This window comes from Mesorhizobium sp. B2-6-2, assembly GCF_006440615.1.
In the GTDB taxonomy this organism is placed as follows: domain Bacteria; phylum Pseudomonadota; class Alphaproteobacteria; order Rhizobiales; family Rhizobiaceae; genus Mesorhizobium.
This window is the reverse complement of record NZ_VFUG01000024.1, coordinates 15,640-27,596: the sequence shown is the minus strand read 5'-3', so window position 1 is coordinate 27,596 and position 11,957 is coordinate 15,640. Positions and strand designations below refer to the sequence as shown.

The 11,957-nt window shown below is 63.0% G+C and carries 13 protein-coding genes; 5 read left to right on the top strand and 8 right to left on the bottom strand.

Annotated elements, in window-relative coordinates; genetic code table 11:
* Positions 1–20: 20 nt before the first annotated feature.
* From FJ419_RS27925 to FJ419_RS27910, 4 genes are all read left to right on the top strand, one after another.
* Positions 21–1,172, top strand: coding sequence for a patatin-like phospholipase family protein (locus FJ419_RS27925; RefSeq protein ID WP_140700486.1), 1,152 nt, complete (start codon positions 21–23; stop codon positions 1,170–1,172).
* A gap of 33 nt (positions 1,173–1,205) precedes the next feature.
* Positions 1,206–2,600: an NAD(P)/FAD-dependent oxidoreductase gene (locus tag FJ419_RS27920; RefSeq protein WP_140700485.1), complete on the top strand. Its 1,395-nt coding sequence runs from the start codon at positions 1,206–1,208 to the stop codon at positions 2,598–2,600.
* A gap of 18 nt (positions 2,601–2,618) precedes the next feature.
* Positions 2,619–3,965, top strand: coding sequence for an NAD(P)/FAD-dependent oxidoreductase (locus FJ419_RS27915; protein ID WP_140700484.1), 1,347 nt, complete (start codon positions 2,619–2,621; stop codon positions 3,963–3,965).
* Positions 3,966–4,106: 141 nt separating this feature from the next.
* Positions 4,107–4,811, top strand: a complete 705-nt coding sequence (locus tag FJ419_RS27910) for a peroxiredoxin-like family protein (protein ID WP_140700483.1) — start codon at positions 4,107–4,109, stop codon at positions 4,809–4,811.
* Here FJ419_RS27910 and FJ419_RS27905 read toward each other — a convergent pair.
* The 3 genes from FJ419_RS27905 to FJ419_RS27895 form a co-directional block, all read right to left on the bottom strand.
* Positions 4,795–5,700 carry a LysR family transcriptional regulator gene (locus FJ419_RS27905; protein ID WP_140700482.1) on the bottom strand — a complete coding sequence of 302 codons (906 nt, stop codon included), beginning with the start codon at positions 5,698–5,700 and terminating at the stop codon, positions 4,795–4,797. The two genes, FJ419_RS27910 and FJ419_RS27905, sit on opposite strands and share 17 nt — an antisense overlap.
* Before the next feature lie 270 nt (positions 5,701–5,970).
* Positions 5,971–6,717, bottom strand: a complete 747-nt coding sequence (locus tag FJ419_RS27900) for a GGDEF domain-containing protein (protein WP_246679412.1) — start codon at positions 6,715–6,717, stop codon at positions 5,971–5,973.
* Between the two features lie 251 nt (positions 6,718–6,968).
* Positions 6,969–7,613, bottom strand: a complete 645-nt coding sequence (locus FJ419_RS27895; RefSeq protein WP_246679411.1) for a thermonuclease family protein — start codon at positions 7,611–7,613, stop codon at positions 6,969–6,971.
* A 368-nt stretch (positions 7,614–7,981) separates the two neighbouring features.
* Between FJ419_RS27895 and FJ419_RS27890 the strand changes: the two genes are divergently transcribed.
* Positions 7,982–8,518, top strand: a complete 537-nt coding sequence (locus FJ419_RS27890) for a hypothetical protein (protein ID WP_140700480.1) — start codon at positions 7,982–7,984, stop codon at positions 8,516–8,518.
* 32 nt (positions 8,519–8,550) lie between these two features.
* On the opposite strand, the gene FJ419_RS27885 is transcribed toward FJ419_RS27890, so the two are convergent.
* The 5 genes from FJ419_RS27885 to FJ419_RS27865 are packed head-to-tail and all read right to left on the bottom strand — an operon-like array spanning position 8,551 to position 11,956.
* The gene (locus FJ419_RS27885; protein ID WP_140700479.1) at positions 8,551–9,108 is read right to left on the bottom strand and encodes a hypothetical protein; all 558 of its coding nucleotides are present in this window, start codon (positions 9,106–9,108) and stop codon (positions 8,551–8,553) included.
* The gene (locus FJ419_RS27880; protein WP_140700478.1) at positions 9,105–9,680 is read right to left on the bottom strand and encodes a L,D-transpeptidase; all 576 of its coding nucleotides are present in this window, start codon (positions 9,678–9,680) and stop codon (positions 9,105–9,107) included. Before FJ419_RS27880 ends, FJ419_RS27885 begins: the two co-directional genes overlap by 4 nt.
* A complete protein-coding gene (locus tag FJ419_RS27875) occupies positions 9,667–10,830 on the bottom strand; it encodes an AAA family ATPase (protein ID WP_140636265.1) in 1,164 nt (387 codons plus the stop codon). The genes FJ419_RS27880 and FJ419_RS27875 overlap by 14 nt, the downstream gene beginning before the upstream one ends.
* The gene (locus tag FJ419_RS27870; protein WP_140700477.1) at positions 10,827–11,462 is read right to left on the bottom strand and encodes a TadE/TadG family type IV pilus assembly protein; all 636 of its coding nucleotides are present in this window, start codon (positions 11,460–11,462) and stop codon (positions 10,827–10,829) included. The genes FJ419_RS27875 and FJ419_RS27870 overlap by 4 nt, the downstream gene beginning before the upstream one ends.
* A complete protein-coding gene (locus FJ419_RS27865; RefSeq protein ID WP_140700476.1) occupies positions 11,456–11,956 on the bottom strand; it encodes a TadE/TadG family type IV pilus assembly protein in 501 nt (166 codons plus the stop codon). The genes FJ419_RS27870 and FJ419_RS27865 overlap by 7 nt, the downstream gene beginning before the upstream one ends.
* Position 11,957 lies beyond the last annotated feature (1 nt).

Genomic DNA, 11,957 nt, shown 5'->3' with positions numbered 1-11,957 from the left:
CCGCACGAGGAGCGAAGACGATGAACAAGATCACGCGAAATCTGTCCGCTCCGGAAGCAGGACCGGCGCTTGGCCATCAGGGCGAAGTCAAGCGTCAGACCGTTCTTGTCCTTCAAGGCGGCGGCGCGCTCGGCGCTTACCAGGCCGGCGTCTACCAGGCGCTGGTCGAGGGCGGCATCGAGCCGGACTGGGTCATCGGCACGTCCATCGGCGCCATCAACGCCGCGCTGATTGCTGGAAACGAGCCCGGCGAGCGTCTGGCCAGGCTTCAGGAATTCTGGGACGGCGTCAGCCGCAGCAGCCCATTCGACGAGTTTTTCCGGATGATGGTTCCGAGCAACGTCTTTGCCAATATGGGCACGGTGATGCGCGGCATCCCGGGGTTCTTCGAGCCGAACCCAAGCGCCATGTTCGGAGTCAACCGCGAGGTCGGTGTCGAGAACGCATCCTATTACACCACGGATCCGCTCAAGAGGACGTTAAGCAATCTGATCGACTTCGACTATCTCAACGGGCGCCACACGCGGCTGACGGTCGGCGCGGTCAACGTCAACACCAGCGAGCTCAGATATTTCGACACGCGCGAGATGATCCTGTCGGCGGCGCATGTCATGGCGTCGGGTGCCTTGCCGCCGGCGTTTCCAGCCGTCTGCATCGACGGCGAGCCCTATTGGGACGGCGGCATCTATTCGAACACGCCCATCGAGGTCGTACTGGACGAGCGCCCTCGGCGCGACGCGCTGATCTTTGCCGTCAACATGTGGCAGCCCCGCGCCAACGAGCCGAAATCGATCTGGCAGGTCATGGGGCGACAGAAGGACCTTCAATATGCCAGCCGCGGCCGGAGCCACGTTGCACGGCAGGAGCAACTGCATCGGTTGCGGCATGTCGTGCGCGAAATGGGAAGGCTCGTGCCAGAGGAGCGTCGCGAGGATCCGATGTTCAAGGAGCTCGCCTCCTATGGCTGCCCGTCGGTCATGCATCTCGTGCGCCTGCTTTCGCCGCGACTGGACGGCGAGGACCACACCAAGGACATCGACTTCACCCGCTCGGGCATACGCACGCGCTGGCAGGCAGGATACGAGCATGGGCAGCGCGTCCTCGCCGACAAGCCCTGGGAATGCGAGGTCGACATGCTGCAAGGCATCGTGATCCACGAATCGCAAGAGTGACGTGCCGCGCCGAGCAAGATACGGAGACCACCGATGCAGATCGTCACCCCCGGCATGCGGTTGATCCCGGAAGCCGTGCTCGCCAACAATGCTGCGCTGTTCCGCACGATCCCGGAGACTCCCTCACACGCGGACAAGTCATTGCACCGCTTGATCATTGTAGGCGGTGGCGCGGGCGGCCTGGAACTGGCGACGCGCCTCGGCCGCAAGTTCGGCAACCGGCGGCTTTCCGTCACGCTTCTCGACCGAAACCGCACCCATATCTGGAAGCCGCTGTTGCATGAGGTGGCATCCGGCGCCTTGAGCGCATCACACGATGCGGTCGAATACATCGCCCATGCCAGCCGCCACGGCTACCGATACCGCATTGGCGAGGTCGTCGGCATCGATCGTGCCAAACGCCAGGTTTTCGTTGCGCCTAGCTTCGACGATGACGGTCGCCAGGTCATCCCGCCGCGCGTTCTGGGCTACGACACGCTGGTCATGGCCGTTGGCAGCGTGACCAATGACTTCGGCACGCCGGGCGCCGCGCGCCATGCCATCTCGCTGGACACCGCGGAGCAGGCCGCCCGCTTCAACAAGCGCATGATCGACGCCTGTCTGCGCGCCAATGCGCAGTATGAGCAGCTTTCACCCGGTCAGCTTCATTGCGTCATCGTCGGCGCCGGCGCCACCGGCGTCGAGCTGGCAGCGGAACTTCACAAGTCGATGCGCGAGATTGCGTCGCGTAATCTCGACAACATCGATTTCGAAAGTCTGATCCGCATCACCATCGTCGAAGCCGGACCGCGGATCCTGCCAGCGCTGCCTGAGCAGATGGCGCGCGCCACGGCACGCTTGCTGATCAAGTTGGGCGTCGAGATACGCTGCGGGATCAAGGTCACCGAAGTGAGCGAAGACGGTATACGGCTCGGCGACAAGCTCTTTGTGCCTGCCGAACTGGTCGTCTGGGCGGCCGGTATCAAGGCGCCGGATTTCCTGAAGAGCCTCGATGGTCTCGAAACCGACCGCATCAACCGCCTGATCGTCGATGAAACCTTGCGGACGGTCGCGGACGAGAATGTGTTCGCTATTGGCGACTGCGCGAACTGCATGCTGCCGGGCGAAGAAAACGCCTTGCCGCCGCGCGCCCAGACAGCCCATCAACAGGCTCACCACATGGCCAAGGTGATTGCGGCGCGTCTCGCGGGACGGGTCCCGCCGGCATATCGCTACCGCGACTATGGTTCCCTCGTCTCACTCGCCGACTACGGTGCGTTCGGCAGCCTGATCGGGGGACTGAAGATCGAAGGTCTCGTTGCAAGGCTCGTCTATCGCGCGCTGCACAAGATGCATCTCAAGGCGGTGCACGGCCTGGCGCAGACAACGCTGACTTCGATCGGCGAGATGATCGTCCGGCGCGCCAGACCGCGCATCAAGCTTCATTAGAGCGGCGGAGGCGATGCGATGGAAAAGTATGATGTCGTGATCCTGGGCGGCGGCAATGCTGGAATGGGCGTGACGGTTGCGACACGCGCCGCCGGACTTTCCGTCGCCATGATAGAGGCTCGCGATCTTGGCGGCACCTGTCCAAATCGCGGCTGCACGCCGAAGAAGGTGCTGGTCGCGGCAGCCCACGCGCTCGACGAGATCGCAAGGGCCGGCGATCATGCAATAAGGATCGAACCGCCGCGGCTCGATTGGCGAGGCTTGATCGAGCGGGAAAAGCACATCATCAGAGACATCCCCTCCCGGTTGTCCGGTTTGATGGCCAAGCGAGGCGTCGATGTCATCTACGGCGAGGCCGCATTTGTCGCCAGCAACGCCATCCGCGTCGGCAGTCGAGAATTCGAGGCCAGGAACATTGTCATCGCCACCGGCTCGAAGCCGCGCCCAATGCCGATCCCGGGCTCGGAATTCCTGACGACATCCGACGATGTGCTGAGCGATCCGACGCTGCCTCGCGCCGTGGTGTTCATTGGCGGAGGCGTTATCGCTTTCGAGCTGGGTCACGTCTATGCGCGCGCCGGCGTCGAAGTCACCATCCTCGAGGCGCTGCCGCGGCTTCTGGGAAGCTTCGACGTGGATGCCGTTGCTCAGCTCCTTGTGGAGAGTGAGCGCCTGGGCATCAGCATCCATACCAAGGCCTGGGTCAAGAAGATCGAGGAGGTCGACGGGCGACTGCGGGTGAGCTTCGCGAAGGATGGCGCCGAATACCGGGTGGACGCAGATCGGGCCGTCAATTGCGCCGGGCGCGTTGCCAATGTCGAGGGCCTCGATCTCGGCGCCGGCGTCATCGTGCATCGCGAAGGCCGCATCGAGATCGACGATCATCTGAGGTCCCGTTCCAACCCGGACGTCTATGTCTGCGGCGACGCGGTCTGGAATTCTCCGCAGCTTTCGCCGATAGCGACCTACGAGGGCGGCATCGTCGGTCGCAATATCGTCGACGGCCCGAAACATCGGCCCGACTACAATCACATACCTGCCTCGCTCTACAGCATTCCGGCCGTGGCAATCGTCGGGTTGACCGAGGCCAAGGCGAGGGAACGCGGCTTCACCATCAACGTCCACTCGAACGACATGCAAGGCTGGCTTTCGGCCAGGACTTACGCCGAGGCGGTAGCGTGGTCGAAGATCATCGTCGAGGAAACGACAGACAGGATCCTTGGGGCTCACCTGGTCGGCCATGCCGGCGAAGAGCTGATCCACATATTTGCGCTCGCGATGAAGCACGGCATCACGGCACGAGAGCTGTCTGAGATGGTCTGCGCTTTCCCGACCTTCACCGCGGATATCAGGAACATGATGTAACGCGTCGCCTCGGGTCAGCGAAGAAGGACACAGATCTGGCACATGTCGATGCAGGTGGGGCATCAAATCCATGCAGGAAAAACATGGCAACTGCCGAGGGGTTACGGTGATAGGCTGTGTGCGACGTATGAAAGTGCAGACATGGCCGCCGACGACCAGGCAATGACATTCGAGCAGTCCGTCCAGGCAGCCATCGAACTTGATGCGCCTCTCAATGAACGGCTGGCGGTGGTTGCCGCGGCGGTCCGCCGCCTAAACTCGGAGTTCGCGGACGCTGTAGATCGGCTGGTGGAACGCCTGGAGAAACAGGGTGCCGGAGCGGCGGCGCCAAAGCCCGGCGATGTCATGCCGCCATTCCTGCTGCCTGACGACGAAGGCAGGCTGGTTGGTCTGGCCGACATCCTGCTCCAAGGGCCCGCTGTGATCACCTTCCAGCGCGGGCATTGGTGCCCTTACTGCCGTTTGAACGCGATCGGCATCGTCGAAGCGCAGCAGGAGATCGCGGCATTGGCCGGGCAAATCGTGGCGATCATGCCCGAGCGAGGCAAATTCGCCAGGGCGATGAAGGCCGCGGTTGGCGCAAGCTTCCCCTTCCTGACCGATATGGACAATGGCTACGCCCTGTCTCTCAACCTGGCAATATGGATCGGAACCGAGATGGAGCGGTTGATGGGCGTTGCCTACGACCTCCCAAGCTACCAGGGCAACTCCAGTTGGTTCCTGCCGATCCCGGCCACATTCGTCGTCGGAACCGACGGGATCATCACCGATCGCTTCGTCGATCCGGACTACCGCCGTCGCATGGACATCGACGACCTGATCGCGGCGCTCAGGCGGGCTCGCTGACGCCGAAGGATGACCAGTCGGCCGCTCTCAAGAGATTGAGCAGCGTCGTCGCGACAGGTGCGCGCTGCCTGCCGGCGACCGCATAAACCGAAACGATCCGCGAGACGTCCAGATCGCGAAGCTTGAGTCGGCGGATGTTCGAGGATCGCGGTGCAGTAAGCGAGACAAAGCCAACTCCGGCATTGGCCTCGAGCAGCGCAAGGAGATCCTGGTCGGTCTCGACTTCATGCGCGGTCCGGGGTGTATACCCTTTGGCGGAAAGACAACGCGCCAGTTCCTCGCTCGTCTCCCAATCGATCCGGCTGAGCACAGGTTCGGCGGCGAGCTGAGCCAGCGCGACATCAGCCTCATTTCGCCGGGCCAGCGGGTGATCTGAATTTACCGCGAGTTCGATCCCTTCCTGGAACAGAGGCCACACGTCCAGGCGGTCCCAAGCCTCTCCAAGGGGGCCGGCAATCGCCAGCTCTACTTCACCGCCCTTTAGCGCCTCGATTACAGCCGCCGGCGAGCCACGGTGGATTTTGAGATGCACACCGGGATAGGCCCGAAAGAGCTCGGTGAACGGCGAAACCAGCAGCGCAATGTTGATACTGTTCGAAATGGTCACATTGAGCGGCGCGACGTCACTGCTTTGCACAGCCTTGGCCAATGACTTGGCGGAAGTGGCCGCGTCATAGCATTGCTGCAGCAAGGGCAGCATCCGCCGTCCAAGTTCCGTCAGGTGCGAGTGCTGACGCTCTCGCCGGAGGAGCTCGCCACCTAGTTCCTCTTCAAGCGTCTTGATTGCGCGCGTAAGCGCCGGCTGAGTGACGTTGCATTCCTCGGCCGCTCTGGTGAAGTTCAACGTGTTGGACAGGGCCAAGAAATAGCGGACCTGCTGCATCTCCATGAATTTTCGCCCCCTCAGCGAAATTCGGTTTCTTCAGGAACAGCTAATTCGCGGCTATGCTAACGCAAGCGGAAATCCAAGCAAGGTCGAGGGGTGATTTGCTGGGGTTTGCCCGCAAGACAATTGTCCACCAGGTCATCTTGTCGGTCGTCGCAATGTTAGAAAGCATACTGTAAATTATTGTTTTTATTGAATTAGCTGAAGTTCAATCCTCTCGCAGCCCCAGCTTTCCGAAACATCCTGGTCGGCGTGTCGGGCGATCACGCCGGCTCAGTTGGTGACATGCGACAGCCGCAGGCCGGCTTCGTCCGGGGTCTCGACCATGCCTTCCTCCGCGAAGCGGAACATGTCCTCGAAATCCAGCTCGCGCTCGAAAATGACGCCGCCGACTTTGATCGCGAGCACGTCCTTGTCGCCTTTCGGCGCGAAATAGATCTCGCCGACCGTACCGCGAATGCGCTCACCGACGTCCTTGGCGTCCTCTTCGCTCGCGCCCGGCAGGAAGACGCCGAACATCGAGGTTCCGATCCGGCCGATCAGATCGTCCTTGCGCACCGCGGATCGGATGGCCGATGCGATCAGCCGCAAGGCCTCGTCGCCCCATTCGAGACCGAAGCGCAGGTTGATCGATGCCAGATGTTCCGGATGGATGACCAGAAAAGCGCCGGAGCGCGGGCCGGCTGGTTTCGCCGCCCTCCTGTCGACCATCGAGGTGAACACCTTGCCGTTCAGGCAGCCGGTCAGCTGATCGTAGGTGCCGGACTTCGTGAGTTCCTGCCGGTAGCGGCGGATCTCCACCTGTTGCCAGCCGAGCAGGGCAAACAACGGCAGACCGATGACGATCGGCACGATGATTGCCGTAATGGCCCCGCGGCCAAAGGGCGTGAGGCTGTCGCTGAAAAGCAGCAGGTAGTTCAACCCGAGCGAAAGCGCGACGCAGGCGGTGGTGCCAGGCACGGCCAGCCAGATAAGGTGCTGCCACGTGTGAACCGGCGCGGTCGGTGTTCTCGTGGTCAAGGGCCAATCTCCTGTTCGACGCATGGCTTACAGGAGGTCCGTTACGATTTCGGTGTCAGGGAAGCGTACAATTTGATGCAAGTCGCCATGTTCTCCACGCCAAGGTCCGGCACACCGGCGGCCGCGGTCCACGGCTGACGACCTGCAGGTCGTCGGCCCAGTCCAGGTTTTAGAAGTGCTGAACCGCTCTGACCATTCTGCTTTCGCGCAAGTGCGCGAGGGAACCGGCCGCCGGCTTTCGCGCAGCAGCGCTATTGCGGTGGGCCGAAAATGCCCATCCGGGCGGTCCTCGCCACCACCTCCGCCTTGCCGTAAATGCCGCTGGTAGCGGCCATCGCCCAGCCGTTGGAAACCAGCCAGGCGCCGACATCCTGCGTGCCGAGCGCGCAAGGCGCGGCGAGGGCAAAACGGTCGACGTCCGGCGGCAGGAGGCATTTCAGCGCCCGCCCGCGCAGCCAGGCGTTGAAGGCGGCCCGCGCCCGCTGGCCGCAGGGCCAGGCGGTGTCGTCGAACATGCAGATCCTGTCGGGGCCTATGTCGACCGTCCCGCTGATGGCGACGGTGCGTCCCATGGCTTCGACAACCGCCGAGGAGGTCGCGACGGGACGGAAAAGCAGCGTCTCGCGCCAATCCTGCGGCATCGGCGTCTGCGGCCGCGGCGCAAGTCCGAGTTCGCCAAGCGGAGGACGCGGTTCGATGCGCTCGATCCCGGATGGGTCGAGCGGCGGCGGCGCAATGAGGTCCTCGGCGATCTTGCGCGCCGGCCGGCCTGGCCGCGCGTCGTGGATCGGGCCATGGAAGGCCGGCTTCAGGTCGCCGGCGTCCTGAGCCGGTGCGATCGAAGCGGGCGGCAGCAGGCGGCCACCCTCGACGATCAGCACCATGCCTGCGAGCAAACCGAGACCGCCTAGAGCAATTCCAGGAAAAGTGTGAGCGGTTTTCCGTCCGGAATTGCATAGAAAATAAAGAGATAGGGCGTTTCGCCGTTTCCGTGAAACGGTGAAACGCGCTAGCGCGGACGCCAGCAGCGGGCGGCCGGACGGGCTCATCTCATTCACGCGCGGGCCTCCGCGGGGCCGTGCCGATAGCCGGCAGTGCAGCCCGAGCCCGACCCGTTAGCTCCTGTCGACATGGCGCCACCCCCGACCGCTGAACCGGACCATACATTAGATGTGAGCGACATTCCTTGAAAAGCAAGGTGTTGCGTTAAGTCTCGCGCAACCAATGCGGCCTAGAATCGGCCATCGGATGTCGAGGGGATGACATGATGCGCAAGCCGATACTGCTTTTTGCCTTTCCGGCCCTGGTGCTTATTCTGCTGGCGGCGGAGCGAGCGGCGGCGCTGCTTCTCGGCTTCTATCCGGCGAGCCCCGCTGCGTGGCACGCCTGGCTCGAGCTGCGGCCGTTCTCGACCATGTTCTGGCAGCAGGTGCACGCCTATCTCGGCGGATCGATGGCGCTCGATGCGGCCATTATCGTCTTCGCGGCGGGCGCTTGCTGGATGGCCAGCCGCTCAAAATGGTCCGCCGGCTTCTTCCTCGCCAATCACGCCGCGCTGATCTTTGCCGGCAAGATGATGGCGCTGAGCAGCAATGCGGAAACGGCGAGCACCATTGCCGCCTTCACCATACCGAACGGCTTGCGCTTCTCACTTATGCTTGATTTCAGCGCCGAGAATTGCCTCGTGCTGTGCCTCGGTCTCGCGGCATGCGCCTATTGCCACGTCGCGTTTCTGCGCGAGGCAAAGCTGCGCGCCGAAGCCCGCGCTGTCCGCATGCTTGCGCTGCAGCGCGATCTGTAATCTGCCGGTCCGGGCGGCGAAAACCCGCCTGCTCAGTTGATCTTCTTGTAATAGACCTTGCCGTCGGGCTGCTGGATGCGCTGGTAGGATGGGTTGGGTCCCGGAGGCGCGACCTTGCGCTTGAACGCGGGCTGCCCGTCTCCGGCGCCAGCGCCCTCATCGGCCGCTGACGCATCCGCCACCGTGGTGTTGTCGAGCAGGGCCGGCTCGGCCGCGCCGGGCGCCGGATCGCTGGCGGCGACGGGCTGGCCTTGCTCAAGCTTGGCGATACTGCCGTTGATCCGGCCGAAATTCGTTTGCAATTGATGGTCCAGCGTCTCGAACCGGCTCTGGAAACCGTTGTTGACGGTGTCGATGCGCGCGCCGATCCGCTGCTCGAACTGGCCGAGCTGCTCCAGCCGCGCCTCCATCGTCTTGAGGTCGTTCACGCCGCGATAGAGATAGATCGCGGCCGTCACGTTGACGGCGGTGACGAGCAACGCACCCACCGCCACGACTCCGATCAGCCTGGCCCGGCTGGGCTTTCCCGGAGCGGCTTCCCTGTGACCGAGTTCGATTGCCGGAACGTCCGGCTCGCTGATCATCGTCATTCAACCACCACCTTTGCGCCCACCGCGACGCGTTTGAAGAGATCGATCACATCGGTGTTCGTCAGCCGGAAGCATCCGGACGTGCCGTCGAATCCGACGCCCTTGGGATCGTTGGTGCCATGGATGCGATAGAGCGTGTCGCGCCCGTCGCGCGACAGATAAAGCGCCCTGGCGCCGAGCGGATTGTAGGGACCGGCCGGCACCATCGCCGGCAGTTCCGGCCGGCGCGCGCGCATTTCCCTGGGCGGGCGCCATTCCGGCCATTCGGTCTTGGAAGCGATCTTGACCGTTCCGGTCCAGCCGAAGCCGTCGCGGCCGACGCTGATCTGGTAGCGCAGCGCCTGGCCCTGGCCCGTCACCAGATAGAGCGCCTTCTCGTTTTTGCGGATGACGATCGTTCCGGGCTGCTCGCCGGTCTCGAAGGCGACCGCCTTGCGCAGGCTGGGGCCCATTGCCGGCAGCGGCGGCAGTCCCGATCCGGCTTGCGCCAAACCGCAGGCCGACACCAGCACCATGCCCGCCATAAAGGCGCTGGCCAGAAGCGCGGCAGTGAATCGGCTAGCGCTGGGCATTGTCCAGCCGCTCCTTGAACATGCGTTTCAAGTCCTTGTTGAAGCGCGCGCGTCCGTCCACCTCGGAAGGCAGGATGGCGCGGTTCAGCGCGTCGGCCAGAAGCGCGTTGTCCAGCGCCAGCGACTTGATGTGCGGCGCCTTGAAGATCTTCTCCAGCTCGCTGCGCGAGAAGTGGTTGCCGAACCATTTGCGCTTGTGTTTGTTGGCCACCAGCGTGATGCTGACCTTGTTGCCGCGCAATTCGCGGATCTTCTTGTAGAGCCGCTTGCCTTGCCTCAGCGAAGCGACGTTGAGCTCGAAGACGATGAAGATCTCGTCGCTCGTGCGCAGCACCGAATCGTGCCACGGCGTCTCGATGTTGGGCAGGTCGATGACGATGTCGTCGAAGCGGTAGGCGACGAGATCGAGCAGCCGGAAGACGAAATCGGAGCCGCGCGGCTCGAACGGCAGTTGCGGCCGCTCGAAGGAATAGAGCGTCAGGCCGGAAGGCCGCGACAATTTGATGACGTCCATCAGCTCGACGTCGAGCCGGTCCGGCTGGCCGATGATGCCGGAGAGGTCGAACTGGTTGAACTGGTTGAGATAGGCGCCGCAATTGGCGCTCTGGAAATCGAGGTCGACGAGGCAGGTCGAGGCCGCCCGCTCGGCCGATTTCGAGGCCAGATACTCGGCCGCCGAGATCGCCAGCGTGGTCGCGCCGGCGCCGCCGCTGGCGGCAATGAAGGTGATGATGCGGCTCTTGGTGCCCTGGCTGCCGGTGTCGTGGAAGGTGACGGCGTTGAGCAGCTCCTTGGCGTCGAGCGGCTTGTGCAGCCAGTCGGACGCGTTCATGCGCACCAGGACGCGCGTCTGTTCGGAGGTGAGCTCGTCGGAAATCGCGATCAGCGGCACCGACGCCCAGGCCGCGCGCGCCTCGACGATTGCCGGATTGCCGAGCAGCTCGCCATTGGCGAGATCGAGGATGATGATGCCGGGCCGGCTGTCGACAGGCGGTCCCTTCAGGAACTCCGCCGCGTCCGAGACCTTGACGTCATAGATCGCCAGCGCGTCGAGCCGCGTGGTGACGTCGCGCTTGAAATTCGCATCGCCGGAAAACAGCGCCACCTGCTTGCGTTTTGTGGGGAGGACTCTGGTGTCGATGGCGTTCATGGGAACGTACTCTTCATGTCTTCGCCCGTGACCGTGCTCAACATCGAGGGCATGGTGATGTTGGAAAATCCGAGCAATCCGCTCAGGAAAAAGAACTGGAATTGATGATTGACGATGCTGACCGTGATGGTCGGGACGGGACCGTTGGGGCGGGTCCAGTACCCCAAGCCGGAAGCCTGATACTGAATCTGCACCTCGGACTTAACCAGCAACGGCAGGAATGTCTGCATTCCAGGTTGGCTGCTGTTGCCACTGAAAATAAAGTCGAAGGCGGCCTGACTCGCGGTGAGGTCCTGGCACGTAGCCCCGGTTCCGCAGGTGCACGAGGCCGTCCCCGCCGCGCTGGCGGTGCAGACATAGTTGTACGTGTTGGCTGGAACTGACTTGCCGACGTCCAGCGAGTCGCTGGGCGTTTTTGCCTCCAGTGAAAGTCCGCTGGCGACCGGGCTGGAAATCTGCGCGAGCCTTGCGCCGGCTTGCACCGCCTTGTTGGCGGCATTCCATTGGTAGAAGGCATAGCCGAAGTCGACGAAGCCGAGCAGGAGTGCCAACAGCAACGGCATGGCGATGGCCATCTCGACCATCGTTGAGCCGGATTCGCTTGCCCAAAATCCAGGTCGCAGCCTCACCATCCGAAGACGCGCTCCTGATGGGAAACCGTGAGGGCGAGCTGACCACTGAAACCAAGATACGACCAGAATCCGAGATCGGGGTATGGATACGACGTGCTGACCTGCACGACAACGACGTTGGCGGTGCTGCTAAGGTAAAGTTCGGCACCGGTAGTGGGATCGATCGCTGGAGTGGATACTGCCGGGGTGATGGAGATCTGGCCTGTCGTCCATCCCGTGACCCTTGCGCTGCCGCCGGTGATGGCTCCATTTACCGCAAGGTTTGCCGCATAACCTGAACAAGTGTTCCAATCAGTGCTGCAGCGCGCCATATAGCGAGCCGCATCCTTGACGCCGGCGTCGAGGAGCATGCGTGTGTTCAGGATGTTCCCGAACTCAAAGACGCCCGCCGACAGCAGCAGCACGAAGGGCGTCACGATGGCTATCTCGACCAAGGCGGCCCCATCGTCGTCGCGCTTGAAATGCCGGATGATATGTCTGAGCGCGACCAGCATG

Excerpts from the sequence above, each read along its gene's own strand:
- FJ419_RS27925 (WP_140700486.1), top strand. The coding sequence starts at position 21 with ATGAACAAGATCACGCGAAATCTGTCCGCTCCGGAAGCAGGACCGGCG.
- FJ419_RS27920 (WP_140700485.1), top strand. The coding sequence starts at position 1,206 with ATGCAGATCGTCACCCCCGGCATGCGGTTGATCCCGGAAGCCGTGCTC.
- FJ419_RS27915 (WP_140700484.1), top strand. The coding sequence starts at position 2,619 with ATGGAAAAGTATGATGTCGTGATCCTGGGCGGCGGCAATGCTGGAATG.
- FJ419_RS27910 (WP_140700483.1), top strand. The coding sequence starts at position 4,107 with ATGGCCGCCGACGACCAGGCAATGACATTCGAGCAGTCCGTCCAGGCA.
- FJ419_RS27905 (WP_140700482.1), bottom strand. The coding sequence starts at position 5,700 with ATGGAGATGCAGCAGGTCCGCTATTTCTTGGCCCTGTCCAACACGTTG.
- FJ419_RS27890 (WP_140700480.1), top strand. The coding sequence starts at position 7,982 with ATGATGCGCAAGCCGATACTGCTTTTTGCCTTTCCGGCCCTGGTGCTT.
- FJ419_RS27885 (WP_140700479.1), bottom strand. The coding sequence starts at position 9,108 with ATGACGATGATCAGCGAGCCGGACGTTCCGGCAATCGAACTCGGTCAC.
- FJ419_RS27880 (WP_140700478.1), bottom strand. The coding sequence starts at position 9,680 with ATGCCCAGCGCTAGCCGATTCACTGCCGCGCTTCTGGCCAGCGCCTTT.
- FJ419_RS27875 (WP_140636265.1), bottom strand. The coding sequence starts at position 10,830 with ATGAACGCCATCGACACCAGAGTCCTCCCCACAAAACGCAAGCAGGTG.
- FJ419_RS27870 (WP_140700477.1), bottom strand. The coding sequence starts at position 11,462 with ATGGTGAGGCTGCGACCTGGATTTTGGGCAAGCGAATCCGGCTCAACG.
- FJ419_RS27865 (WP_140700476.1), bottom strand. The coding sequence starts at position 11,956 with ATGCTGGTCGCGCTCAGACATATCATCCGGCATTTCAAGCGCGACGAC.